The sequence below is a fragment of the Nitrospira sp. BLG_1 genome, from assembly GCF_047338595.1.
Classification (GTDB): domain Bacteria; phylum Nitrospirota; class Nitrospiria; order Nitrospirales; family Nitrospiraceae; genus Nitrospira_D.
Genome location: NZ_JBLFBO010000012.1, coordinates 59193 through 84861 on the forward strand (window position 1 = coordinate 59193; position 25669 = coordinate 84861).

At 55.3% G+C, this 25669-nt stretch carries 24 protein-coding genes; 15 read left to right on the forward strand and 9 right to left on the reverse strand.

The window, feature by feature from the left end; all coding sequences use genetic code 11:
- The first annotated feature begins 73 nt into the window (after positions 1–73).
- The 3 genes from ACMTNU_RS11825 (at position 74) to ACMTNU_RS11835 (ending at position 2708) form a co-directional block, all read left to right on the forward strand.
- Entirely contained in the window at positions 74–484 is a 411-nt protein-coding gene (locus tag ACMTNU_RS11825; protein ID WP_413935465.1) for a hypothetical protein, read from the forward strand.
- Positions 485–487: 3 nt separating this feature from the next.
- Positions 488–1165: a septal ring lytic transglycosylase RlpA family protein gene (locus ACMTNU_RS11830; protein ID WP_413935466.1), complete on the forward strand. Its 678-nt coding sequence runs from the start codon at positions 488–490 to the stop codon at positions 1163–1165.
- 274 nt (positions 1166–1439) lie between these two features.
- Positions 1440–2708 (forward strand): hemolysin family protein, encoded by a 1269-nt coding sequence (locus ACMTNU_RS11835; protein WP_413935467.1) that lies wholly within the window; start codon positions 1440–1442, stop codon positions 2706–2708.
- A gap of 2 nt (positions 2709–2710) precedes the next feature.
- On the opposite strand, the gene ligA is transcribed toward ACMTNU_RS11835, so the two are convergent.
- The gene (ligA, locus tag ACMTNU_RS11840; protein WP_413935487.1) at positions 2711–4771 is read right to left on the reverse strand and encodes an NAD-dependent DNA ligase LigA; all 2061 of its coding nucleotides are present in this window, start codon (positions 4769–4771) and stop codon (positions 2711–2713) included.
- 228 nt (positions 4772–4999) lie between these two features.
- On the opposite strand from ligA, the gene ACMTNU_RS11845 reads away from it, so the two are divergent.
- The 9 genes from ACMTNU_RS11845 to ACMTNU_RS11885 all read left to right on the forward strand — a co-directional run bounded on the left by ACMTNU_RS11845 (position 5000) and on the right by ACMTNU_RS11885 (position 13398).
- The gene (locus ACMTNU_RS11845; protein ID WP_413935468.1) at positions 5000–5647 is read left to right on the forward strand and encodes a LysM peptidoglycan-binding domain-containing protein; all 648 of its coding nucleotides are present in this window, start codon (positions 5000–5002) and stop codon (positions 5645–5647) included.
- A 9-nt stretch (positions 5648–5656) separates the two neighbouring features.
- Positions 5657–7153, forward strand: a complete 1497-nt coding sequence (gene trpE / locus ACMTNU_RS11850; protein WP_413935469.1) for an anthranilate synthase component I — start codon at positions 5657–5659, stop codon at positions 7151–7153.
- Positions 7154–7246: 93 nt separating this feature from the next.
- Positions 7247–7810: an aminodeoxychorismate/anthranilate synthase component II gene (pabA, locus tag ACMTNU_RS11855; RefSeq protein ID WP_413935470.1), complete on the forward strand. Its 564-nt coding sequence runs from the start codon at positions 7247–7249 to the stop codon at positions 7808–7810.
- Positions 7811–7833: 23 nt separating this feature from the next.
- Positions 7834–8847 carry an anthranilate phosphoribosyltransferase gene (gene trpD, locus ACMTNU_RS11860; protein ID WP_413935471.1) on the forward strand — a complete coding sequence of 338 codons (1014 nt, stop codon included), beginning with the start codon at positions 7834–7836 and terminating at the stop codon, positions 8845–8847.
- Positions 8848–8854: 7 nt separating this feature from the next.
- A complete protein-coding gene (gene trpC, locus ACMTNU_RS11865) occupies positions 8855–9682 on the forward strand; it encodes an indole-3-glycerol phosphate synthase TrpC (protein WP_413935472.1) in 828 nt (275 codons plus the stop codon).
- Between the two features lie 12 nt (positions 9683–9694).
- Complete coding sequence (locus ACMTNU_RS11870) at positions 9695–10324, forward strand: phosphoribosylanthranilate isomerase (RefSeq protein WP_413935473.1); 630 nt, start codon at positions 9695–9697, stop codon at positions 10322–10324.
- Positions 10325–10381: 57 nt separating this feature from the next.
- Positions 10382–11575 (forward strand): tryptophan synthase subunit beta, encoded by a 1194-nt coding sequence (gene trpB, locus ACMTNU_RS11875; RefSeq protein WP_413935474.1) that lies wholly within the window; start codon positions 10382–10384, stop codon positions 11573–11575.
- Entirely contained in the window at positions 11572–12375 is an 804-nt protein-coding gene (gene trpA, locus ACMTNU_RS11880) for a tryptophan synthase subunit alpha (RefSeq protein ID WP_413935475.1), read from the forward strand. Before trpB ends, trpA begins: the two co-directional genes overlap by 4 nt.
- Positions 12376–12637: 262 nt before the next feature.
- Positions 12638–13398 (forward strand): IS5 family transposase gene (locus ACMTNU_RS11885; RefSeq protein ID WP_413933253.1). Its coding sequence is split into 2 segments (ribosomal slippage): positions 12638–12968 and positions 12968–13398, totalling 762 coding nucleotides; the frame shifts between segments, so codons are not numbered across the junction.
- A gap of 495 nt (positions 13399–13893) precedes the next feature.
- Here ACMTNU_RS11885 and ACMTNU_RS11890 read toward each other — a convergent pair.
- The 7 genes from ACMTNU_RS11890 to lnt form a co-directional block, all read right to left on the reverse strand.
- Entirely contained in the window at positions 13894–14481 is a 588-nt protein-coding gene (locus tag ACMTNU_RS11890) for a hypothetical protein (RefSeq protein WP_413935476.1), read from the reverse strand.
- Between the two features lie 33 nt (positions 14482–14514).
- The gene (traF, locus tag ACMTNU_RS11895) at positions 14515–15660 is read right to left on the reverse strand and encodes a conjugal transfer protein TraF (RefSeq protein ID WP_413935477.1); all 1146 of its coding nucleotides are present in this window, start codon (positions 15658–15660) and stop codon (positions 14515–14517) included.
- Positions 15661–15841: 181 nt separating this feature from the next.
- Positions 15842–16504 carry an ABC transporter ATP-binding protein gene (locus tag ACMTNU_RS11900; RefSeq protein ID WP_413935478.1) on the reverse strand — a complete coding sequence of 221 codons (663 nt, stop codon included), beginning with the start codon at positions 16502–16504 and terminating at the stop codon, positions 15842–15844.
- Between the two features lie 105 nt (positions 16505–16609).
- The gene (locus tag ACMTNU_RS11905; protein ID WP_413935479.1) at positions 16610–17887 is read right to left on the reverse strand and encodes a lipoprotein-releasing ABC transporter permease subunit; all 1278 of its coding nucleotides are present in this window, start codon (positions 17885–17887) and stop codon (positions 16610–16612) included.
- A 2-nt stretch (positions 17888–17889) separates the two neighbouring features.
- The gene (lysS, locus tag ACMTNU_RS11910) at positions 17890–19374 is read right to left on the reverse strand and encodes a lysine--tRNA ligase (protein WP_413935480.1); all 1485 of its coding nucleotides are present in this window, start codon (positions 19372–19374) and stop codon (positions 17890–17892) included.
- A gap of 39 nt (positions 19375–19413) precedes the next feature.
- Positions 19414–20560, reverse strand: a protein-coding gene (prfB, locus tag ACMTNU_RS11915; protein WP_413935481.1) for a peptide chain release factor 2 whose coding sequence is annotated in 2 segments (ribosomal slippage) — positions 19414–20490 and positions 20492–20560 — 1146 coding nt in all. Because the reading frame shifts where the segments join, the coding sequence is not laid out codon by codon here.
- Positions 20561–20582: 22 nt separating this feature from the next.
- Positions 20583–22199 (reverse strand): apolipoprotein N-acyltransferase, encoded by a 1617-nt coding sequence (gene lnt / locus ACMTNU_RS11920; RefSeq protein ID WP_413935482.1) that lies wholly within the window; start codon positions 22197–22199, stop codon positions 20583–20585.
- Between the two features lie 102 nt (positions 22200–22301).
- Between lnt and ACMTNU_RS11925 the strand changes: the two genes are divergently transcribed.
- The 3 genes from ACMTNU_RS11925 to ACMTNU_RS11935 all read left to right on the forward strand — a co-directional run bounded on the left by ACMTNU_RS11925 (position 22302) and on the right by ACMTNU_RS11935 (position 24642).
- Entirely contained in the window at positions 22302–22643 is a 342-nt protein-coding gene (locus tag ACMTNU_RS11925) for a PilZ domain-containing protein (protein WP_413935483.1), read from the forward strand.
- A complete protein-coding gene (locus ACMTNU_RS11930) occupies positions 22640–22852 on the forward strand; it encodes a hypothetical protein (protein WP_413935484.1) in 213 nt (70 codons plus the stop codon). Before ACMTNU_RS11925 ends, ACMTNU_RS11930 begins: the two co-directional genes overlap by 4 nt.
- A gap of 152 nt (positions 22853–23004) precedes the next feature.
- On the forward strand, positions 23005–24642 hold the full coding sequence (locus tag ACMTNU_RS11935; RefSeq protein ID WP_413935485.1) for a M36 family metallopeptidase: 1638 nt from the start codon (positions 23005–23007) through the stop codon (positions 24640–24642).
- 250 nt (positions 24643–24892) lie between these two features.
- On the opposite strand, the gene ACMTNU_RS11940 is transcribed toward ACMTNU_RS11935, so the two are convergent.
- Positions 24893–25411 carry a HugZ family protein gene (locus ACMTNU_RS11940; protein WP_413935486.1) on the reverse strand — a complete coding sequence of 173 codons (519 nt, stop codon included), beginning with the start codon at positions 25409–25411 and terminating at the stop codon, positions 24893–24895.
- Between the last annotated feature and the right edge of the window lie 258 nt (positions 25412–25669).

Here is a 25669-nt window from a genome sequence, read left to right on the forward strand (position 1 = left end):
GACTCCATTACAGGCGACTCGTTCAACAAGACGAAGAAGGCTGTGATAGCAGCTAGTTACGGGGAGTACCGATATGCCGACTACAACGCAGCTCGTCATCAGCGGACAGAGTAAACCTGGCACACTTGCCGGAGTGACGGCAGTGCTTGGTGCAGCGGGAGTGAATATCAAGGCATTTTCTGCTCCGGAGGTCATGGGCACAGGCAAGTTGCGGTTGCTCGTGGCTGACCTCGATGGGGCACGTGCTGCCTTACGGGCGGCAAAGATCAAATTCCGCGAGGAAACGGCTTTGGTCTTGAGCCTTGAGAACAAGCCTGGAGCCTTGAGAAAGGTGGCGGACACGCTTACGAGGAGCCGGATCAATATTAAGTGCGGCTACTGTACGCCCTCAAGGGAGGGGAAGCGGGCCATCGTGGTCCTGACCGTTTCCAAAACTGAAAAAGCCCTCACGATTCTCCGCAACCAATCGCTCGACGAGTTTTAGCCCATGCGGCTAAGGCCGCTCACGGACCCTGCGTCGTTCCTAATCATTGCCTTTGGGCTCGGTGCGGTCCTGTCTCAAGGTTGTGCGGCACCCCTTCGTCATGTCGATCGCTTGCCCAATTATCCGGTTGGGTTTGTCGAGCGAGGGATGGCCTCGTGGTATGGCCCAGGTTTTCACGGGAAGAAGACCGCCAATGGGGAGCGGTACGACATGTATGGGTTGACGGCTGCTCATCGGACGTTGCCCTTGGGATCTGTCGCAGTGGTTCATTCATTACCTTCGGGGCGGCATGTCACGGTCAGAATCAATGATCGAGGACCCTTTGCCAAGGGGAGAATCTTGGACCTTTCGTTGGCCGGTGCTCAAGCTCTTGGGATGACCGGCAACGGAACCGATCAGGTTGAGCTTCGAGTCGTGCGCTATGATCCTCGGCCAGAAGGTATGGGAGTCCTCAGGGTTCAAGCCGGCTCCTTTGCAGATCTCCACAATGCACAGGCTCTATTTACACGGATCCAGCGCGACTTTACCGATGGGCGGATTGTCCGCACAGAGCTTCCTGAGGGGCGTCGGTACCGAGTCCAGATCGGCCGGTTCTTGGTCGAGTCCGAAGCTCACAAGGCCTCAACGAGTCTTGATCGAATGTTTCATCTCCAATCCTTCGTGATACGAGATGATGGGTAGATGTTGAACGACAACAGTGGAAGATGGCGAGATCAGGCCGTCGTTAACCGATGGTCTGTTTAGAACTAATTGATTTTTCAGTATGAATTCCTGAATTGCTTGCCTGCTTGTGATCCCTGTGATAGATGTATCGGCTGTGAACCCTATTCTAACTGGTCCCATTATCCTAATCGCACGATCTTCTGATGGGTGGACTAAGAGGTATCCTCTTGGAGACACTCGGCTTCTCATCAGGCCAGCCGCACTGGTCCAACGTCCCTAAATAGATGATTACATGGACATCCTCATCCTTCTAGGGTTGATTGGGTTATCCGCTATTATTTCCACTGCCGAGATCGGCTTCTTTTCGGTCAACGAGACCAAGCTGAGAGCGTTGGCTCAGACTGGCAGCAAACGAGCGGAGAAAGCTCTTCAGCTCCGAAGTGACCCTCAGAGACTCTTTTCGGCCATTCTTGTGGGAGATCGTTTGGTAAGCACGGCGATTCCGATGTTTGCCACGTTTATCACGCTGAATGCGTATGGTGAGAAGACCATTTTGGAGGAAGCCATCGCCGTCATGGTCGGGATCCTGACCTTCGTTCTGTTGGTCTGCGTGGATGTGGTTCCGAAGACGTTGGCCGCGAAGTTTTCTGTGCCTGTGACCCTGAATCTGGCCTACCCGATCTATGGGGTTCAGGTGATGCTGCGGCCGCTCCTGTTCTTGATGGTACCGCTGATCTACAGTTTGACAGGCGGAAAAGGACTCACCCATCCCCTGGTGACGGAGGAAGAACTCAAGATCATGCTCGACCAGGGTGGGAAAGCGGGCGAGATCGAATCTGAAGAAGTCAAGATGATCAAGAACGTGTTCCAGCTGAAGGATATTACAGCCGAAGACGCGATGACCCCGCGCATCTATGTGTTTGCTTTGGACGGAAATCTTTGTCTCAAGGAGGCACAGGAGCAGCTCTACAACTCGAAATACTCCCGTATTCCTCTCTATGACGATACGCTCGATAACATCACGGGTATCCTCTATAAGACCAAGGCGCTGACGGAACTGGCCAAAGGGCGAACGGATTTACGGTTGCGGGATATTGCGCATCCCCCACTGTTTGTTCCAGCCGGGAAGACAGCGGACGATTTGATGAAACAGTTTCAGCAAGAAAAACGACATATGGGTGTTGTCGTAAACGAGTTCGGCGGTGTCATGGGGCTTGTGACCCTCGAGGATCTCCTTGAGGAGGTAGTCGGCGAGATCGTCGACGAAACGGACATCACGGAAGAACTCATTAAGCGTATCGGAAAGAGCCAGATCTTAGTTCATGGGCGGACTGAAGTGCGAAAAGTGAATGACTTTCTCAAGGTCGAGCTGGGTGGGGATGAGGCCCTGACGATCGGAGGATTGATCCAAGAAAATCTCGGTCGAATCCCCAAGGCGGGCGAAGAACTCCGCATCGAGAACTGCCGGTTGGTCGTCCACGAAGCCGATCCTCGTTCGATACGGAGCGTCACTATTTTCAAGGATGAGAAGGTGGCGGTGCCGGTCGAAGCTTCTGTGTAATCCTACAGCGTTTCGGACGAATTGATTAAATTCTTGAATCCCTCTTCGTCCAGGATCTGGACGGCCAATTTGCGGGCCTGTTCAAGTTTGGAGCCCGCGTCGGAGCCAGCCACAACATAGGTTGTTTTCTTGCTGACGCTGGATGAGACCAGTGCACCCAGTCGTTCAACCAACGCCCTGGCCTCATCTCTTGAGAAACTCGACAGCCCTCCCGTGAAGACGAAGCTTTTCCCTGAAAAGGGGAGCGGGGTGTGGCTCTGCGGAAGACGTGGTTCTATGATAGAGACGCCCAATTCCTGCAGTTGAGCGATGACCCGACGGTTGGACTGTTCCTGAAAGTAGGATACCAGGCTTTCTGAAATTTCAGGCCCGACCTCTCGGATGGTCTGAAACCGATTCCGGTCCGCTGCCATGACAGCCTCAAGCGAACCGAACTCACGGGCGAGCACCTTGGCGATATGCTGACCGATCTGGCGGATTCCCAACCCCAGCAAGAAGCGCTCAAGCGGCACAGTCTTACTATTGGCAATGGATTCAAGGAGAAGCGTCGACGATCGTTCGGCGAAGCCTTCAAGCGTCAGGAGTTGCTGCTGATTGAGCCGGTAGAGATCAGACAGGTCCTTCACGAGTCCGTGATCGACGAGTTGCGCGATGGTCTTCTTGCCGAGGCCATCGATGTTAAGGGCTGTTTTTGATGCGAAATGTTCAATGGCACCTTTGAGCTGTGCGGGGCAGGCGGCTTGCCCCGTGCAGTAGTAATATGCCCCTTCTCTCGCCACAGCTGAACCGCATATCGGGCAGTGTTGCGGCATCAGAAAGGGTTCTGGTCTGACTTGACCGGAGATAGGGATTCGTTCGGCGATTGCTGGGATGACGTCTCCAGCACGCTCAACCCGCACCGTATCACCGACCCGGATATCTTTTCGGGCCACCTCATCGGCGTTGTGCAGAGTTGCGCGACTGATGGTCACCCCCCCTACCTCCACGGGTATCAAGAGGGCGAGAGGGGTCAATGTTCCAGTGCGTCCGACGGAGATGGCGATATCCTGGATCTCCGTGATTTCTTTTCGCGGAGGAAACTTGAACGCAACGGCCCATCGAGGGCTTCTGGATTTCATGCCCAGCCGGTTCTGCCAGTCCACACGGTTGACCTTCACCACGACCCCATCGATCTCGTAGGGGAGATGGTCGCGTTGCTCCTGAGTTTCCCGGTGAAAGGCCAAGACCTGGTCGATTGTTTCGCACCGTCGGCGTAGAGAGGGGACGGGGAGTCCCCACTCGGCTAACCGTTCCAGTTCGTCCCAATGTGTTGGAGGATGAGCGCCGGTCATTGCCATCACCTCATAACAGGTCACAACCAAGGGCCGAGAGGCCGTCATGTGCGAATCGAGCTGGCGGAGGGAACCGGCCGCGGCGTTCCGTGGGTTGGCAAAGGCGTCGTCTCCCTGTTCCGTCATGCGGCGGTTGAGCGCGTGGAAGTCGGAGAGGCGCATGTACACTTCGCCTCGCATGACGAGATGATCCGGGTAGCTGTCGGTCTGCAGCTGTAGCGGCAGGGCCCGAATTGTGCGGAGGTTAATCGTGACATCCTCGCCAGTCGTACCGTCACCACGAGTCGCCCCACGAACAAAGATGCCGTGGTCATAGACGAGTTCGACTGAGAGTCCGTCGAATTTCGGCTCGACGGTGTATTCGATCTGCTCGGTTTCAAGCTCTCGTTTCATCCGCTGGTCGAAGGACAAGACCTCCGCAGAATCCATCAAGGAGTCGAGACTCAACATGGGCCGTTCATGTGGGACCTTCCCAAGTTCATCCAAGGGAGCGGCCCCAACACGCTGGGTTGGAGAATCGGGAGTGATCAGGTCCGGATATTTCAGCTCGAGATCGAGCAGTTCGCGAAACAGGCGATCATATTCCCCATCGGAAATCTCGGGGCAGTCTTTCACATAGTACAGATAGTCGTGATGTCGGATTTGGTTCTTGAGTGCGGCCAGCCGATCTACATCAGCCTGACGATTCGGAGAACAGGGAGGTATGTCGTGAAAGAGAGAATCCTGTTGCATCATTGTGCTCAGCGCTCCGAGGCCGTTGGGATCGAGGTGAGGATGTTCTGCTGGTCGTAACGCAACATGAGGACGGCCTATGCGGAAAGCCGGACCTGACCGTAGCACAGGCCAGCGAAACGGTCAAAGTGGACTGGATTGCTCTCTTTGACTTTCGCACCAGTGCCCACTATTCTAAGCGTCTCTTCGTCCTCGGGGATCGGTGACGGCCGGGTAAAAGGAGGGTGTATGCGGAGGGATGAGCAGCCAATTTGTGCACAAATGGGGAAGACCGCTCTTTTCGGAATCCTATTATTCGGGGGGACGGTGATGAATGGGTGTGTAGTATTGGAAGAAAAGTTCAATGCTGAAAAGGCGAGGAGCCTTAACTTTCAGCGACTCCTGGCCCAGGAGGAAAAGCGTACGGCTGAATTGGACAGTGAAGTCAAACGGACAAAGGTGGAGCTGGCCGAGTTTGAGTCGAGAAACCGGGAATTGTCGACGCAGGTACAGATGGCGCGTGAACAGATGGCCCGTCTCCAGGAGGAGACTGAGGCGATCAGGGAAGCGACGGTGCTCGAACGAAAAGCGATCGAAGATATGCAGCGGAAAAGCCCTTCCGCTGCGGGAAAGCCGAAAAAAATTGAACCGTTCAAGGAACCGGCAAAAGTCGTCGCGACAGAATCAGCTGGAGGCGACGCCAAAAACTCTCTGTCTCAAGGTGCAACAAATGCCATGCCGAAGCTCGGCCAAGCCGTCCATGTCGTCAAACCTGGGGAGACGCTCTTCGGTATTAGCCGGCGGTATGGTCTCGATATGGAGAAGATAAAGAAGATGAACAAGTTGCCTGATGATATTATCGAAGTCGGGCAAAAACTCATGGTGGGAAGCGAGTAGGGAGACGAGGTGCGATCGGTGACCTATTCGCTCAGCCTGGATGAGTTTCGTTCCTACGCGAAGCAGGGCAATCTCATTCCCCTCTTTCGCGAAATCCTGGCTGACCAGGATACTCCCGTATCGGCTTTTGCCAAGATCGACCATGGCCCCTCGGCCTATTTGTTGGAAAGCATTCAGGGAGGGGAGAAATGGGCGCGCTACTCGTTTCTCGGCAGCGGATCCCCGCTTGTCATCTACGAAGACCGGGGCGACTTATGTGTCAAGAAGGGCGGTCGTGTTCGTCGCATTCCCAGCCGAGGTGCTCCCTTAGACCGTCTGCGGGAAATTCTTGAGGTCTATCGCCCCGTGACGGTGCCGGAGTTGCCTCGCTTCGTCGGTGGCGCCGTGGGGTATCTCGGCTATGATATCGTCAAGACGTTTGAGGACCTTCCTTCTCGACGAAAAGACGATCTCCATCTTCCGCAGTTCGCTTTTCTTCTGACCGAGACGTTGCTGATCTTCGATAACGTGTCGCAGAAAATCAAAGTCGTGGCCAACGCGCAGGTTAAGTCCGAATCGGACCGAGACATTCGTGCAGCCTATCGAGATGCGACAACCCGCATTGAAAAGATGATCGCGAGAATTCGTCGCCCGCTTCGCCGAGTCCAACCTAAGCACCGGCGGTCTCCGCTCCGCTTTACCTCCAATATGAACAAAGCGGATTTTGAGAAAATGGTCGCGCGCGCGCAGGAATACATTAAGGCGGGCGACATCTTTCAGTGTGTGCTCTCACAGCGATGGGAAACGAATTTGCAGGCGCCGCCGTTTCAGCTTTATCGCGCGCTTCGCGTGGTGAATCCGTCCCCGTACATGTACTACCTGCGTATCGCGGGAGTGGAACTGGTCGGATCGTCCCCGGAAATTCTCGTGCGGTGTGAAGACGGCCTCGCATCCGTGCGTCCGATTGCGGGGACCAGGCGACGTGGAGTGACGCCGGAAGAAGATGCGGAACTCGAGCGGCGGCTGTTGGCGGACGCGAAGGAGCGGGCCGAACACATCATGCTGGTGGACTTGGGGCGGAACGATATCGGCCGTGTCGCTGAACGGGGATCGGTCAGAGTCGAATCGTTGATGAATGTCGAGCGGTACTCCCATGTCATGCACATCGTGTCGAATGTCACGGGAAAATTGAGCAAGGACAAGACCGTCTACGATGTGCTCAAGGCCTGCTTCCCTGCCGGCACGGTGTCCGGAGCACCGAAGATTCGGGCGATGGAAATCATCGAGGAACTTGAACCGACCAAACGTGGTCCCTATGCCGGAGCGGTCGGCTACATCAGTTTTTCTGGAAACATGGACATGTGCATCAATATTCGCACCGTCGTGGTCTCACGTCATAGGGCATTCATTCAAGCCGGTGCCGGTATCGTGGCTGATTCCAATCCGGTCTATGAGTATGAAGAAACCTGTAACAAGGCCCGTGCCATGATGAAAGCCATCGAATTGGCAGAGCAGGGGCTGGAATAGGGAATGGTTCATGTCTCATGGTTAATGTGGTGAAGAGGCACTAGAAGGTACTCGTTTCCGTCATGAACCATTTACCATCATCCATTTTTTGTTATGTTACTTGTCATCGATAACTACGACTCCTTCACCTACAACCTTGTCCAGTATCTCGGAGAATTGGGCGAGGACGTCCACGTGTACCGAAACGACAAGATTACCGTGGATCAGATCGAAGAGTTACACCCGGACCGTCTGGTGATTTCTCCCGGACCCTGCACGCCTAAGGAAGCGGGGATTTCTGTCGAGGCGATCCGGCAATTCGGGGGGAAGGTTCCCATTCTTGGTGTCTGTTTGGGGCATCAGTCGATGGCGGTCGCCTATGGGGGGGAAGTGATCCGTGCGTCGCGGCTGATGCACGGGAAGACGTCACCGGTTCAGCATGACGGCAAGACCATCTTTCGTTCGTTGCCCAACCCGTTTGAAGCCACGCGGTACCATTCGCTGATCGTCAATCGGACGAATTTGCCGGACTGTTGTGAGATCTCAGCCGAAACTGCCGAGGGTGAAATCATGGGACTTCGGCATAAGACGCTGGGCGTCGAAGGCGTGCAGTTCCATCCGGAATCGATCCTGACCAGAGTCGGGAAAGATCTGCTCAATAACTTCCTGAAACTCTAGCCGCTTCTTCTGCTGTGTGACCAATGATCAAAGACGCACTCGCCAAGTTGGCCGACCGAATCGATCTTTCCGCACAGGAAGCTGAAACGGTTCTGTGCGAGGTCATGGATGGGTCGGCCACTTCGGCGCAGATTGCCGCCTACTTGATGGGGCTCAGGCAGAAAGGTGAAACGGTCGATGAGATCGTCGGCTCGGCCAGAGCGATGCGATCACGGGCCGTTCGCATCAGTGTCGGAGCGTCCATCGTCGTAGATACCTGTGGGACCGGTGGAGATGGAGCGAATACATTCAATATCTCGACGACTGCCGCATTCGTCGTGGCGGGGGCCGGCATTACTGTTGCCAAGCACGGCAATCGTTCCGTATCTTCCAGAAGCGGAAGCGCCGATGTGTTGAGCGCCCTCGGCGTAAAGATCGAGTTGGAGCGGGAGCGGGTCGCCGACTGTATCGATGAAGTCGGCATCGGGTTTTTATTTGCTCCGCACTACCACAGTGCGATGAAACATTGTGCCGGGCCAAGGCAGGAGATGGGTATCCGAACGATCTTGAATGTGCTCGGGCCGCTCACGAATCCGGCCGGAGCCACGCATCAAGTGCTTGGGGTGTATGAGGCACAGAAGACGGAAATCCTCGGACGGGTCTTGCTCGAGCTGGGATCGCAACATTGCTTTGTGATTCATGGGATGGATGGACTGGACGAAATCACGTTGTCTGATCGGACGAAAGTCTCCGAGGGCAAGAGCGGAGTCGTCTCGAGCTACTTTATCTCGCCGGAAGAATTCGAGTTGCCTCGTGTTCCCAGAAAAGAGGTTGCAGGGGGTTCGCCGGAGGACAATGCGCGAATCGTAAAAGAAATTTTGCAGGGTCGGAAAAGTTCCAAACGGGACATCGTTTGTTTGAACGCCGCGCCTGCCATGGTTGCTGGCCAGAAAGCGAAAACACTGAAGGAAGGCTTCCGTATGGCTCAACAAACGATCGACTCAGGGGCTGCAGCGGAAAAGCTGGATCGACTGATTGCTTACACGACGAGGGCATGAGTACGCGATGATTCTCGATCGCATTCTGGAACACAAAAAAGCGGAATTGCGGCATAAGCAAAGCCGGGCCTATCTGGCTGATCTGAAAGCAGCGATCCGTGATGCACCTCCCACGCTTGGCTTTGCGGTCACACTCGATGCGACGAAACCTCCGGCCAGTCCTTCGCTCATCGCCGAGGTCAAGAAGGCCTCTCCGAGTCTCGGCCTCTTGCGAGAAGAGTTCGCGGAGAAGTTTGATTATCTGGGACTGGCACGCATCTATAAAGAACAAGGCGCATCGGCCGTTTCGGTCCTGACCGACAAGGATTTTTTCCAGGGCGACCTCCGGTATCTGAAAGAAATCAAACAAACATTCCCGATTCCAGCCCTCAATAAAGAATTCATGGTTGGCGATATCCAATTTTATGAGGCGCGGGCCCATGGTGCTGATGCGATTTTGCTGATCGTGGCGGCATTGGAGAAGCGACAGTTGATCGACTTTCACGCCTTGGCGACAGAACTGGGGATGGATAGTTTGTTCGAGACGCACCATGAGCGAGAGTTGGATACGGTCTTGGAATGGATTCCTAATGCGCGAATGATCGGAATCAACAATCGGGATCTCAGAACCTTCACGACAGACCTCAATATCACGTTTCGTCTGGCAAAGCGGATTCCGTCTGACAAATTGATCATCAGTGAAAGCGGGATTCATAAGCGGGATGACGTGGTGAAATTGAACGAGGCCGGTATTCACGCCATGTTGATCGGCGAGTCCCTCATCCGAGCCGAGAACACAGCGGACAAGGTTCGTGAATTACTTGGAACCACGGCAAGTAGTGGCCATTCAGGATAGGTGATGCGGTTGATGGTGAAGATTAAGATCTGCGGCATCACCAATGAGGACGACGCAAAGGTGGCGGTGGCAGCCGGTACGGATGCCTTGGGTTTTATCATGTACCGGAAGAGTCCTCGTTTCGTCGAGGCGGCGGTCGTGAAAAGTATTGTGGCCGGGCTTCCCCCGTTTGTGTTGCCTGTTGGTGTCTTTGTGAATGAAGAGCCAGATCGGGTACGGACATTGATGGATGAGTGTGGCCTGGCCTTGGCCCAGCTGCATGGAGATGAAACCGCACTGTATTGTCAGGACCTTGGACGTCCTGTGATGAAAGCCCTTCGCCTCCAAGACCGGGGGACCTTTCTGGCTCTGGCAGAATTTCAAGGCCGGGCCAACGTACGAGGGTTTCTGATCGATGCCTTTTCCGATCAAGCCTATGGCGGAACCGGCCAAACCGTGGATTGGACCTTGGCACGGGAAGTCGCTCAGTCGATGCCGGTCGTTCTAGCAGGGGGGCTCACTCCAGTGAATGTAGCAGAGGCCATCACCCGTGTGCGTCCCTATGGGGTCGATGTCAGTAGCGGGGTGGAGTTGAGCCCTGGGAAAAAGGACCACGAGAAGGTCAAAGCGTTTATTAACGCCGCTAGACTTGTGCCAGCCTGATCTCCGCCACTATACTTCACCGTCCGAAACGTTATTCAGCCAGGAGGATGTAATTACATGCCGACCCTTCCCGATAATCGTGGCCGCTTTGGACCCTATGGCGGACGGTATGTGCCTGAAACCCTCATGCCGGCTCTGCTGGAGCTCGAAGAGGAGTATGCGAAGGTCAAGAAAGACCGTCGCTTCCAGGCAGACCTGGCCTATTACCTCAAGCAATATGTCGGGCGTCCCACCAGCCTCTATCGTGCCGATCGGCTGACCAAGAAATTGGGCGGCGCCAAGATTTATCTCAAGCGGGAAGACCTGTGCCATACGGGCGCCCATAAGATCAATAATGCGATCGGACAAGCCTTGCTGGCCGTTCGCATGAAGAAGCCTCGCGTGATTGCTGAGACCGGGGCGGGGCAACATGGTGTGGCCACGGCGACGGCTGCGGCCATGTTCGGACTCGAGTGCGAAATCTACATGGGCACGGAAGATATGGAACGGCAGGCCTTGAACGTCTTCCGCATGCGGCTGTTGGGGGCCAAGGTGACCGGTGTGGATGCCGGAAGCCGCACGTTGAAAGATGCCATCAGCGAAGCGATGCGCGATTGGACGACGAATGTGCGCACCACCCATTACATCCTCGGCTCGGTGCTGGGGGCCCATCCCTATCCCATGATGATCAGAGATTTTCAGGCGATTATCGGACGGGAAGCGCGGAAGCAGATTCTGGCGGCGGAGGGTAAGTTGCCGAACTATCTCGTGGCCTGTGTCGGAGGCGGCAGCAATTCGATCGGGCTGTTCCATGCCTTTCTAAAGGACCCCAAGGTCAAGATGGTTGGGGTCGAGGCCGGGGGAACTGGAATCACCAGTGGAAAACATGCGGCGCGATTCTCTGGCGGAAAGCCGGGCGTCTTACAGGGCACGATGACCTATCTGCTTCAAGATGACAATGGACAGATCAATTTAACCCATTCCGTTTCGGCGGGCCTGGACTATGCCGCAGTCGGACCAGAGCATAGCCTCTATCATGATCTGGGTCGTATCGAGTACACCTACGCCACGGATAGTGAGGCCATGGCGGCGTTTGATCTGCTGGCCCGTGAAGAAGGGATTGTTCCTGCGTTGGAGAGCGCCCATGCGATCGCTCATGTGGTCAAGCTGGCGCCGACGCTGAAAAAGTCACAGCTCATTATTGCGAATCTATCGGGCCGTGGGGACAAAGACGTCCAACAAGTGGCCAGAATGCGAGGGGTCACGCTATGAGTGGACGGTTGGACAGCACGTTTGCACGCCTTCGTCAGAACAAGGAGAAGGCCCTCATTGCCTATCTCATGGCCGGGGACCCCGGACTGGCTGAGACCGAGCAACTCGTCGTCGCCCTTGAGCAGGCCGGCGCCGATATCATCGAACTGGGTGTACCGTTTTCAGATCCCATTGCCGATGGGCCAGTCATTCAGCAGGCTGCTGAACGGGCCTTGAAGAACGGCACATCGCTTCGGCAGATCCTCGCATCGGTCACCTCCCTTCGGCAGCGCACGCAAATCCCGATCATCCTCATGCTGTACTACAACTCCATCCATGCCATGGGCTGTGAAGGGTTTTGCAAGGCGGCGAAGGCAGCTGGGGTGGATGGATTGATCGTGCCCGATATGCCACCAGACGAAGCCGGGCCGCTCAAGGCTCCGGCCGATGCGGCAGGGCTCTCGTTGATCTTCTTGCTCGCGCCGACCAGCACGACCGATCGGCGGAAACTGGTGGCGAAAGAGTCGCACGGCTTTGTTTACTATGTCTCGCTGACCGGTATTACCGGAGCCAAACTCAGTAATGCGACAGACATCCAACAGAATATCGATAAACTCAGGAAGGTGTCTGCGTCTCCAGTCGCAGTGGGGTTTGGCGTCGCAACGCCGGAAGACGCCGCGCGCGTATCCAAGATGGCGGATGGGGTGATTGTCGGCAGCGCCATCGTGAAACAAATTGCGGCGCATCAACAAGACCCCGGCATGGTCGGACATGTCGCCGATTTTGTGCGATCGTTGAAAGCTGCAATGGTGCCAGCCTAATAACCTACCTGGTGATGCTCTCAGACCTAAGCTGATACTTCGTCACACAGAGCAAGATCTCACTTCACGTCTTGCCTCCACATTGTGTGCCAGGTGTTTATGGCAGATGAAATTTGGCCAAGGGGCACCATGTGAGGAGGTTCGCGATCAGGTGTTACGCAGAAGTGAGCGGTTTGTTGAACACCAGCACTAGGCTCAGGACTCATTAAGTTTAGGGTTCCCTCCGCCAATCAGCTGTGCTTCACTCAGGTCGGAGGTGGCCATGAGTGACGTGTTTCTGTTAACCACGCAGCAGTTGAACCGGATCAAGCCCTATCTCCCTGTCCCGCACGGTATCCCGCGCGTGGATGATCGGCGGGTGATCAGCGGGATCATCTCTGTGATCCGGTACGGTCTTCAATGGAAGGATGCTCCAAAGGCGTATGGGCCGTACAAGACGCTCTACAACCGGTTTGTGCGCTGGAGCCGGGCCGGGATCTTCAACAAGATCTTTCGCGAGTTGGCGCGGCAGCCCGGGCCCAGAGACGGCTTGATGATCGATGCGACTCATCTGAAGGCCCATCGCACGGCGGCCAGCCTGCTCAAAAAGGGGCAGGCTCTCGCTGTATTGGCCGCACGAAAGGGGGCCTGAATTCGAAGCTCCATGCGGTGTGCGACGATGTGGGCAAGCCGGTGCACCTGTTGCTGACCGCAGGGCACACCAGTGATGACACCGGCGCGAGATGCCTGCTGCCCAGTCTTTCCAATGCCACATACCTGATCGCCGACCGCGGTTATGATGCCGATTGGTTCATCGCCGCCCTCCGGAAGCAGGGCGTCACACCCTGCATTCCGCCACGGAACAACCGAACGACACGGCGTCGCTACAACAAAACCCTCTACAAACAACGCCACAACATCGAGATCATGTTCGGGCGGATCAAGGATTGGCGTCGGATTGCCATGCGGTATGATCGCTGTGCCCACACCTTTTTCTCAGCCATCTGTCTCGCAGCCACCGTCATCTTCTATCTGAAAGAATGAGTCCTGAGCCTAGGGCTGCGAGACAAGCGTCTCTTAAAAGAGATTCCCAGGCGGCAGTGCTTTGCTGCCCAGCTGACGCTGAGCCAAATTTTTTGGGCCAAGACTCGGACCTGCCGGGTGAGACGAAATAATGCCATTCATTCAGCCCGTCGTGACTACGGTTATAGTGTGTCAGAGTTTGGCGATGCTGTGAGTTTGCACGATGGATGCGACAATCAGTCGCGTCACGAATCCCCAGAACGCTGATTGACGTACAAAGCCGGCCCTACGTTTTCAGGAGCGTGAAGTGTCGTTCGTCTGCAAGATACGTGATGTAAGTCGCGAGGTGTGAGAGTCCCGCACTCCTTAAAAGCCAGTCCATTTGCTTTGGCGATCTGGAATAGCTGCGATTTCAGCATCGCGACAGTGTTCGTCACCACACCGCCGGTGCTGAGTTTTTGCGCAAAGCTGTTGTGATCGAGATTTTATGAATCAGGTTGCCGACGAAGGGGAGTCTTACATTTTGGTTTGCGGAGGCATGTATTTGATCATTTCTCCGGCGAGCTCTTTTGCGATGTCTTTGAGGCTTGGCTTGATGAACATGTAACTGTCTGACCGTTCATGGCGTGCTTTCCAGACCGTCGTGCCGGTAGCGGCATCGATCAGTCGAAGGCTGAGCCCCACTCGACCGACGTTATCACCTTCCTTGCGGACGTATTCCCAGGAATTGACGCGAACCACAAGGAATGCATCGACGTTCAGGGCTTTCCCGAGCTTGACGGCCGAATCTTTATCGGATTGTCCGGTCATCTCTAGACGAGAAAAGTAGAACACCAGTGAATCAAAGGCCTCCTTTGAGGCTTGAAAGATATCCGTGACATTTTCAGGCGAGACGACCCGCTCTATGTTGCCTTGCCGATTCAGTGCTCCTACCAGCACGTCCTGAATGTCTTCCCGGGCGCTGTCGTACTGGCTGGCCATCGGTGGCAGCACGGCGATAGTCTGAGGTCGAAATACCCTGGCGCCAGGGCCTTCCCACACCTCCTGCAACCCTCCGCAACCGCTGAGTAGCGCGACAAGCAAGACGAGAGATGGGATGCGCACAGATACTCGAGCCAACATGAGTTTAGTATACCATTAGAACGTCAAGGAAATAGAAGCAGACACGAGTGCACCCTTTTCACGAAAGTCATACCCCCCACCGGCATCGGCCCGGAAATTAAACCATCGCATCCCCAGGCCTGCCGTCGGAACGAATGGGGTGGACGCATCCTGCATATTTTTGAATGTTCCGATCCGAAACGAAAGAAATTCCGACAAAATTGTCTGTTCGAGTCCCAAGCTCAAAAGTTGGCTCTTCACACCTGGGATAAAGGTCTTGTTTGACGTTGCATCCACATCGGCGGTCAAGGTCAGGGTCGAATAGGGGTTAATCGCAACTCCAGCTCGGACCTGTGGTTCCAGCTTCAGCTCGCCTCCGCCGGCGGCGTCGAAAGTTGGCTTATTGATATCCTTTGCAACGACCCCAAACCTCACCCAGGAGGATGGACGATAGATTGCCCCGATGTCAATTCCGTAGGTTGTAGAGATATTCGGTTTACCGAAGTGATCGGTTGTGCTGACCCCACTTCCCCCTTGGAGAGCGGTGGAGCCATTGTACGCAGCACCTTGAATGACCTTTGCCGTAATTCCGATAGAAAACGTCTTGTCAGCGAAGGCATAGGCATAGGAAAAGGCGAGTTGCCTGGCTTCCAGGCCGCGCAGCGCCATTTGACCAGTCACCGTGACCGGCGATCCTGGCCCAACGGGTGGGGTCACCGTCACGGGTGTTGAGACGAATCCACCGCCTGTGGCGACATCCGAGACATTGAATCCGAAGGCATGTTCACCAAGATGTCCTTTGAAATAGAGGCCGGCCGATCCGTTGACTGAAACCGTGGCACCGGGCCGGTTGATGCGATCGGCAATCAACTGGGCTTTCACCAGATTTGCTGGAGAGGTATCAGTACGATCGAAGTTCTCCAGGTCATGCAGGGCATCTCCGATGCCGAGACGGTCTGTCGCTTGCCCACCGCCTTGAAGGCGAATGTCGACGGTTTGAGTCATGGCCAGGCCGGCAGGATTCCAATAGGTGGCGAGCGCATTGGTTGTCACGGCCACACCGGCTCCACCCATACCCATGGCACGAGGGCCTGAGATGACGAATTCCGCCGCGGATACGAGTGACGGCCATGCTGACAGAACCAGCAACAGGCCTATGCGGAGGGGATGTGAAGGGTGCATGTCGAGCTCTACGGTCAATGAGAACCTAGGCGAGTCTAGAGAAGGATCAAAAGTTCGTCAAGGAATCGCGGGTTGCTCACCGGTCGGTGTGAAGGGCATGAGGGGTCTGCCCACCACATGTCTCCAGACGGACAGAAGGAATGCGAACGAGGGAAGACTCTCGCCGGGTGGTGAGTCGTCTTCAGACGATTTGTCCGTCCTGCATGTGGATAATGCGATCGGACTGAGCCGAGAGCTTGTCGTTATGCGTGACGATCACGAACGTCGTACCGCGCGTCTGGCTCAACGTGCGCATCAATCCAAACAACCCGTCTCCGCTGTGGGTGTCCAGGTTGCCGGTCGGTTCATCTGCCAAGACAACATCCGGCTTCTGCATGAGTGCGCGGGCCATGGCGACTCGCTGCTGCTCTCCTCCTGACAGCTCTCCGGGCTTGTGATGCAACCGATGTCCCAATCCGACTTCCGTGAGGAGGGTAGTGGCTTCTGTGCTGACAATGGCGGGGTCGCGACGTTGCACGAGCGCCGGCATGCAGGCATTTTCCAACGCCGTGAATTCGGCGAGCAAGTGATGGAATTGGAAGACGAACCCGATTCGTCTATTACGGAACTCCGCTTGCTGCGCCTCGGTCATGCGAAAGAGGTCCTGCCCATCGAACGTGACGGTTCCGCTACTCGGTTTATCTAGGGTGCCGATAATGTGGAGCAAGGTGCTCTTACCGGCCCCGGAGGCTCCGACAATGGCCACCAACTCTCCGCGCTGAATCTCAAGATTGATTCCCTTGAGCACGGGCACTTCGTAGGATCCCATTGAGAAGGATTTATGGAGATTGGTGACGTTAATCATGTTCAGTGGTGAGTTGTGAGGACTGAGGACTGAGGGCTGAGGCTCGGAGTATTGGGATAGAAATTACGACTCAGTCCTCGGCCATCAATTCTCAGTCCTGTGAGTTTATTCATAACGCAACGCCGCCACCGGTTCCAACTTTGCGGCCTGATTGGCTGGGTGGACCGTTGCGACAAAACTAATCAAGATGGCCGACCCCGCCACGAGCAATACATCCTCGGCCAATACGTGCACCGGAATAGTCGAGATGTAATACACGCTCGGGTCGAAGGTCCAAAATGTTTGAATGAGCCAGAGAAACGCATAGCCTAACGGGATCCCGATGCCGGTTCCGGTGAATCCAATGATCAATCCGTTGAGCATGAAAATGCGGCGGATGCTCTGCTTGGTCGCGCCCATGGCCTTGAGGATCGCAATTTCTTTCTGCTTCTCCGTCACGATCATGGTCAATGTGCTGACGATGTTGAATGAGGCCACAATCGTGATCAGGACCAGCAGGAGAAACATCATCGTCTTCTCCAGTTTGAGCGCCGAAAATAGGTTACGATTCATCTGCATCCAATCTCTGGCCCCATGGCTGAATCCTAACTCCTGTTCAATGTTTCGAGCGATATCTGCGGCACGGAACACATCGGTGACTTTGACCTCCACGCCGGACACGCTGGCAGCCATGTTGAAAAACTTTTGGGCTTCGCCGAGCTCGATGTAGGCCAGAGACGAATCGTATTCGTACATGCCGGAATGGAAGAGGGCAACGACGGCAAAGGTTCGAATCTTGGGGACCATCCCCATTGCGCTGATCGGTCCAACGGGAGAGACCACATTGACAGTGTCGCCTACAAACACCCCCAACCTAAGAGCCAGCTCTTTGCCGAGGATAATGCCTGGCTTTTCAACGAGACGTGGTGCTGCTTGGGGATCGTCGGCAGGAGTCTGCATCACCTTGATGGGTGTGAGGAGATCAACGAGCTGTCCTGCCGTAATGTTTTTACCGAGCTCCGTCACATTCGCTTCTCGCTTTGGGTCGATTCCGCGAAGGACGATCCCTTGCACCCCAGATTGCGTTGTCAGGAGCACCTGTCGGAGGACAAACGGGGTAGCCGCCACCACGTCGGGGACCGTCTGAACCTTGTCGGTGAGACGGTCATAGTCGGTCATATTCTCTTTCATGCGTTCTTGGACGATGATATGGGCGGTGGTGCCGAGGATCTTGCTTTGAATGTCTTCTCGGAATCCGGTCATGATGCCGACAGTGCCGATCAATGCCGCCACGCCCAATGTAATACCCGCGATCGACACAAAGGTATTCAGTGAGATGGTCCGGTTCCGACGCTTGGCGCGGAGGTAGCGGAGTCCGACGAAGATTTCAAAGGGAAGGGTCACGCTTAAGATTTCTCCGGTCGGAGCTGAGGAAAGAGGACAACATCCCGAATGGATGCTTGGTCGGTCAACAGCATGATCAGACGGTCGATCCCGATCCCTTCTCCTGCGGTCGGGGGCATGCCGAATTCGAGTGCGCGCAAGAAATCTTCATCGACGACATGGGCTTCCTCATCGCCTGCCTCACGCTGCGCGGCTTGACCTTCAAACCGCTCACGTTGGTCCAACGGATCGTTCAGCTCGGAAAAGGCGTTCGCAATTTCTCTCCCGGCGATGTACAGCTCGAATCGATCGGTCAAGGTCGGATCTGCATCCTTCCGCCTCGCGAGTGGAGAGATTTCAATCGGGTAGTCGGTGATAAAGGTCGGCTGTTGAAGATTCGGCTCAACGGTTTCCTCAAAGATTTCGTTGAGGATCGCGAATAAGGTGGATGTGGGGTCCACGTGGACATTCAGCTGTTTGGCTGCTGCCAGGGCCTTGTCACGATCATGGAGGACCGACGAGTCGAGACGATTCACTTCCAGAATGGCCTGATGGTAGGACCATCGCCGCCAGGGGGGTGTGAGGATGATCTCCTTGCCCTGGTATTGAATCACCGTCTTACCCATGAGCTGTTGAGCCAAGCTGGAGATGAGTTCTTCGGTGAGAGCGATCAGATCCTGATAGTCCGCGTAGGACATGTAGAATTCCAGCATCGTAAATTCAGGATTGTGAATCGTCGAGATGCCTTCATTCCTAAAGTTGCGGTTGATCTCGAAGACCCGCGGAAATCCTCCGACGATCAGGCGCTTCAGATAGAGTTCCGGTGCGATACGCAGATAAAGATCCACGCCGAGCGCATTATGATGCGTGACGAACGGCTTTGCCGCTGCGCCTCCGGGAATGGGATGCATCATCGGGGTCTCCACCTCCAGGAACCCTCGTTCGATCAGGAAGGATCGGATTCCGGCGATGATCCGGCTTCGAGTAGCGAAGATGTGGTGGACTTGAGGATTGGCGATCAGATCAACGTAGCGCTGCCGATACCTGGTCTCGACATCGGTCAGCCCATGCCATTTTTCGGGCAGCGGGCGAAGGGCCTTACTGAGAAAGGTCAGGTGATGAACCTCGACCGTGAATTCGTCCGTCTTGGTACGAAACAACGTTCCGGTGACGCCGATCCAGTCGCCGAGATCCAGCTGTTCGACAACGGTATAGGCCTGGTCTGACAGGAAATCTTTCTTCAGATAGACCTGGAGGCGGTCGGCTCCGTCCTGTAAGACGGCGAATCCCGCCTTGCCGAAACGCCGCAGGGCAACTACACGCCCAGCAAGGGTGCACGAGATCTTTTCTTGTTCGAGCACCTGTTTGGTTTTCTCACCGTGTAGCTTGATGAGCTGTCCGGCTCGGTCGTTTACCTCGAAACGGGTCCCGTAGGGTGCGACGCCGACCTCTCGAAGGACGTCAAGTTTCTTGATTCGTTGCTGCCGCTGTTCGTTCAGTTCATCCATGGGGTTGCTCTAAAGTCTTCAGCATTCAGCCCTCAGCTCCTAGATGTCGTCATCTTGATCGCTGATGGCTGGCGCCTGACTGCTCCCTTTTGTGATCTTTTTGGTGAGATAGGCTTCAATGAAGCCATCGAGATCCCCGTCCATGACGGAAGCCACCACACCGGTTTGATGGCCGGTTCGGTGATCCTTCACCATTTGGTAGGGCTGGAACACGTACGACCGAATTTGGCTGCCCCACGCGATATCTTTCTTTTCACCGACGATGGCGTTGAACTCAGCTTCCTTCTTCTGCTGCTCCAGTTCAAAGAGGCGTGCTTTTAAGATCTTCATCGCCCCGTTTCGATTCTGAAGTTGAGACCGTTCGTTCTGGCACTGCACGACGATCCCACTCGGGAGATGGGTGATGCGGATGGCAGTCTCTACCTTGTTGACGTTCTGGCCTCCGGCACCTCCTGCGCGGAACGTGTCGATCCGCAGATCCTTGTCTTCGACCACGACATCGATATCCTCGCTCAGCTCCGGATACACGAAGACGGACGCAAACGACGTGTGCCGCCGCTTGTTGGAGTCGAAGGGTGAAATACGTACCAAGCGATGAACGCCGGCTTCCGCTTTGAGGTACCCATAGGCATAGGGTCCGGTGATTGAAACGGTGACGCTTTTGATGCCTGCTTCATCGCCGGGCAGCAGGTCCAACGTGTCTACCTTGAATTTCTTCTGCTCCGCCCACCGCACATACATACGAAGAAGCATTTGCGCCCAATCCTGCGACTCGGTGCCACCGGCACCTGGGTGAATCGCCAGAATGGCGTTATTGGAGTCCAGTTCGCCGGACAAGAGCAGTTCGACCCGTAGAGTGGCCAAGCGCGGCTCCAGCCGGCTCAACTCTGTCGTGAGCTCCATCTCCAGGCCGGCGTCACCACTCTCACGTGCAAGTTCCAGCAGCGCGCCGATATCGCCCATTTTTGTTTCAAGTTCCTGCCACTGCCGCAGCTCTCGCTCGATCGTCGTTTTTTTTCGGCTTACGGCAGCCGCAGCGCGGGCATCGTTCCAGAAGTGCGGCTGACCCATCTGCGCTTCAAGTTCTTGCAACTGAGACGTCATATGAGCGAAGTCAAAGATGCCCCCGTAATTCCGAGACTTGATCTGCCAGGGCGTGCACGCGACCTTCGACTTCCTCTAACATGCCACGATCCTCCTTGCTTCGGTCAGGCCGGTGTGATGGCCGTCATGACTGGTTCTTTGCTGCGGAAATACCCAAACAGGCACAAAAGCGCGCAGAGTATAACACAGGCGTAGGCAAACACATCGCCGTAATAACTGTAGAAGGTCGGGATTTGTCTGGTCGGGATCACGGCGTGGGAGGCCTGCTCCGTGAACAGGGGCGTCTCGTGGATAATCTGTCCGAAGGGGTCGATGAACCCGGAGATGCCTGTGTTGGCGGCGCGCGCGAAGGCGACGTGATTCTCCACGGAGCGAAAGACGACCATGGCAAAGTGCTGGGCAGGGGCTGAGGACGGCCCGAACCATCCATCATTTGTGATCGTCACCAAAAACTCCGCTCCGTTTGCGGCGAACTGACGGACTAAATCCGGGAAAATGACTTCATAACAGATTGCCACACCGAACTTGATGGGTCGTGAACCAGGGGAACCTTCTGTTCCCCATGACTTTGGTGTGAAGGAGAGCGTGGTTGGCCCCGGGCCTGCCTCGAAATCACCGATTCCCTCTACCAACTTATCGAGGAAGAATAACAACGAGGATTTGAGAGGGATGTATTCCCCAAAAGGGACGAGATGGTGTTTATCGTATCGGCCGATGAGCGTACCGTCTCTCCCCAGCAGGTAGGCGCTGTTCAAAAGATAGGGACGGCGATCCGGATAAAACCGCAAGGCCGGACTCCCGAGAAGAATCGGCGCCTGGGCCCGTTCCGCCCATGCGATCAGTTGCACCTGATACTCCTTTTCACGCTCCAAGATGAACGGTGTCGCGGCTTCCGGCCACACGACCAAGTCAGTAGCGGTTCCCAGTTCGGCAGTCAGTCGATCGAAGCGCTGCATTGTTTCATCGCGGAAGGCCCTATCCCACTTCACGGCTTGATCGATGTTCGGCTGGACGACTCCAACAGTAATGGAAGTGTTCGGATCTCTTGTGTTGCGATCGCTCAAGATCGCCGAGCTGTAGATCCACGAGAGTACCATGCAGGCGGCTGCAGTCGTGAGGAGCTCCCAGGGAAGCTTGACCGGGTGAAACCCACGGAAAAATGGCATGATCCACAAGATCAGTTCTGCCAGCGCAAGATTCACCAGGACAATGAGGAACGAAATGCCGTACACGCCTGTATGGTCTGCGATCTGAATCAATTCCAATTCGCGGTATTGAGAATACCCCAGAAGGCACCAGGGAAGGCCTGAGAGGAGGTAGGTGCGGAACAACTCAAGGGCGACCCAGAAGCATGGGGCAAAGAAAATTCCGTAGCGTGGGATGAGGTCACGGAGCCAGACGACAGCAAGACTGTAGAGGCCCGTGTACAGTCCTAGGTATGCGGTCAGCAAGAGGAGGATGGCGTAACTCACCGGTTCTGGAACCTTGCCGTACGTGGTCATGGCGGTGACAACCCAGGCCATGATGCCGGTGAACCCGATCAATCCACTCAGCCAGCCGATCCAAAACGCCCGCAGCTTGGAACATTGATCGAGCGCGAGGTGAAGAGGAATGAGGACAATCCAGGCTAGCAAACCCAGGTCGAACTTGGGGAAGCAGAGGGGTAGGAATAACCCACTCGCGCAGGCAAAGATAAGTTGGCGCGAACGAGCCCTCTCCATCGTGCTGTACCTTAACGAAAAGCTTCGATGAGTTGCAAGGGAATGCCCGAACAATCAGCGACTTGAGAGGATGTCGGATGCTTTTCTCGGTCTGGATGGGGTATGCTCATTTACATGGAGCGTCGTCAGCATCGTCGGGTTCCCGCCCATGTGAAAAGCCTGGTTCGGGTGAACTCGCACGAAGTGGAAGGTGAGACACGCGATGTATCACTGAGCGGCGCCCAGATAGAGAGTTCCCTCGTGGTCCAACCAGGAAGGCAGATCGCCGTCAAATTGATTGTCCCAGGAGACGATACCCCGATCCTAATTGAACAAGCCCGGGTGCAATGGAATGTCGATCGAACGTTCGGGGTGCGATTTGTCGATCTCCGACCCCGGGAGTTGGATGAATTGGAACAGCTCATCGACGACTATATCGCGTTGGATGAAGAAAGGCAGTCATGAAGTCTTTGAACCATCTGAATGAAACACAGCATGACGATCCTCGCAGCTGGATCGGTGGGGAGGCGACGGTCGGTTCCCAAGCCGGTCGCTATATCCGTCGTCAGGCAGGTCCATCTACGTCATTGCTCGGTGTGATCCTTGGCCTGACTTTCTTCAGTGGCTTAGCTCTGGGGAGCTCGCTGGGCTTGCTCTGTAGAACCAAGAAGTAAAAAGCCTTCCAGGCGACACTCCTTCCGTTGACGTTCTCCGCCTCCATTGCTAGGATCCTCATCCTTCCATAAAGTGTTTACCTAAGGGGGATCAGATGCGCGTGGCCACTCATTCTTCAATCCGACCGTTTCTACTTTCGGGTGTTGCAGTGATGATCGTCAGTATTGGGATTGCCCAAGCTACCACCCCTGAGGATGGGCATCTCACACGTCATGGAGGTCCAACTGAATCTCAGCCGCAAGGCCAGCCCGATCCAGATCTTCTTCCGCTTTGGGCTGCCTTGGCCAGCAAGGCGTCTGGTCCTGTATCAGTCACCTGGAGTCATCTCTGGGGCACTCCGAAAGCCGTATACGGGACCTTATCAAAGACGACCGGAGATTCCGAAGCCGCGGCTCGCGAGTTTCTTTCGACGCATGCGGCTCTCTTCAAGCTTGATGCAGCACTCACCGGTTTTTCTCTTACAAGCAGCCGAGAGACGCCGATGGGCCGCGTGTATGTGTTCAGCCAGAGGGCCGATGGTGTACCGGTGTATGGTGGAGAATTGAAGATTCATTTTGACCGTGACGGCTCCGTCGTTGGTCTCACGAACACTACAGTGCCGACGGCGAAATTGCCCACGGTGATTCCTTCGCTGAAGCCAGAGCAGGCCATACAGGCAGCTCATGGACAAATCTCCGCTGGCTCGAGTGATCAGGAGGAGCCAGTCGAGGGCCCCAGAGCTTCGGCCAAGCTTGTTATCTATGGCAGCACAGGGACGCCCGCGCTCGCATGGGAAGTCGTTATCCATACCTCTGGGCCGGCTTGGCAGGTTTTTATGCATGCCCAGACAGGGAAAGCGCTAGCGCCTCCACACGATTTGAATCGCTATGCTACTGGAACGGGGCAAGTGTTTTTGGTGAATGCGGTCGTGGCCACACGTGACAATACCTTGAGCGATCAGGCGGATGCGGCTTCGGCCGTCCCTCAGTCAGCCTACCGTTCCGTGACGCTGACGGGATTAGATGGCAGCGGCTTCCTTGACGGTACCTATGCCTCCAGCAGCGCTTCAAAGAGGCGAGTATCTTCGGCGAGCCAGACGTTTGTGTTCGATCGCAGCTCCGATGGGTTCAGCGAAGCCATGGGCTATTACTACTTGGATTATGCCCAGCGATATATCCAATCCCTGGGATTTTCCAATGTGAACAATCGGCAACAGGTGTTCAGCGTCGATCGCTATAAAAAAGATAATTCTTTCTATCAATCGTCCACGAAGCGCATTACTTACGGGACTGGTGGCGTCGACGACGCGGAAGATGCCGATGTCGTGTGGCATGAGTATGGCCATTCAATCCTCGACAACCAGATTCCGGGCTATGGAACGACGTTGGAAGCGGATTCGATTGGAGAGGGTTTCGGAGACTATTGGGCCGGCACTCTAGGCGCTCAGCTCAGCGGCGGGTTTCAAGATGCTTGTCTTGCCGAGTGGGATGCGACTTCTTACTCATCGACAAGCCCTCCCTGTCTTCGCCGGTTAGACGGGACCAAGCATTACCCAGAGTCAGTCGTAGGCGAGGTCCACGACGATGGAGAAATATGGTCCGCCGCCCTGTGGCAAATTCGGAGTGTGCTTGGTGGGACCAAGGCTGATATCGTCATTCTGCAGCATCATTTTTTGTTGACCGCCGATACCTCGTTCAATCAGGCAGCTAATGCGCTGGTTGCCGCAGCAATCGGGCTGGGCTATCCCCCTTCACAGGTGAACACCATTCGGACCATTTTCCGGAGTCGCGGGTTTACGGTGACGCTATGAGCGAAGGATCACATTCAGGCAGGGGCCATATCTGTAAGCATGGCCCAGCTATCGATCACATGCGAGGGCCTTGGGTGAACGGTGGTACAGAGGCGCGGTTACATCTGCATCATGAGCGGTGGACCAACATTCAGTCATCGAATCCAGCAGGGAGTTCCGCATGGGAGTTCCTCATTTGTGAAGACATGGGAAAATATACGAAGTCTTTTCTCCCCTGTTAGGAATGGATCCAAGGACGCACTGACTGAGTTTATTCTTTCTGAAGAGTCAGCCGCTCTACTTTTTGATGTACCCACCTGGCTGGCGTGGCGGCGGTTGAGACAAAGGCTTGGCCAAAGCCGAGTACAAAGTGGGCGTCATCGAGTCGTAGTTCCCACAGGGCAAAATCACCAAATCCAAACATCATCTCAGCTTGAGGGAAGCGTTCCAGGTATCGTTCCTTGATTGCACGATAGGATGGTGCATCAGGCGACAATACTACTGCCTCGCCCTGGAGATTTATCCGGCGTAATGCCAGTGGGTTTTTCTCAAGTCCGTCCGGTTCGGCGATGAACAGCGACAGTCGTGGATCAGCCAGTAGATGTTGTGTGTGGAGCGCGAGGCGGCTGAGATGGAGGTATGCTCTTGTCCAGTCCGATCCGAACACATATGGCACATGCGACCCGAACGGCCGTTCATTTCGCATCGTGAGCAGCACGGCAGTGCGCACATCTCTCACCAGTGCAGACCATGCCTCGTGAACGTTCTCACTGGTCAACGCGGTTGCCATGGGCCATAGTCCTCTCGGTTCTGAAAAATGTAAGGCCTGTCGTACAACTGAGCGTTCAGCAAGATACCACCGGACAGAAGGAATCACCACAGTGGGCGGGCCGTCCAGGCGAATTCCATCCGCCTCTTGACTCACCCCGGTGTGAGGCCTATGGTACCAGAGTGGGAGGAGTTAACGCCCCGAGGGAATATGGTTCATAAGGAGGTCGAGTGAAAGAGGATGGTGTGCAAGCCCAGCTTTGACTGGGAAGCCTAAAGT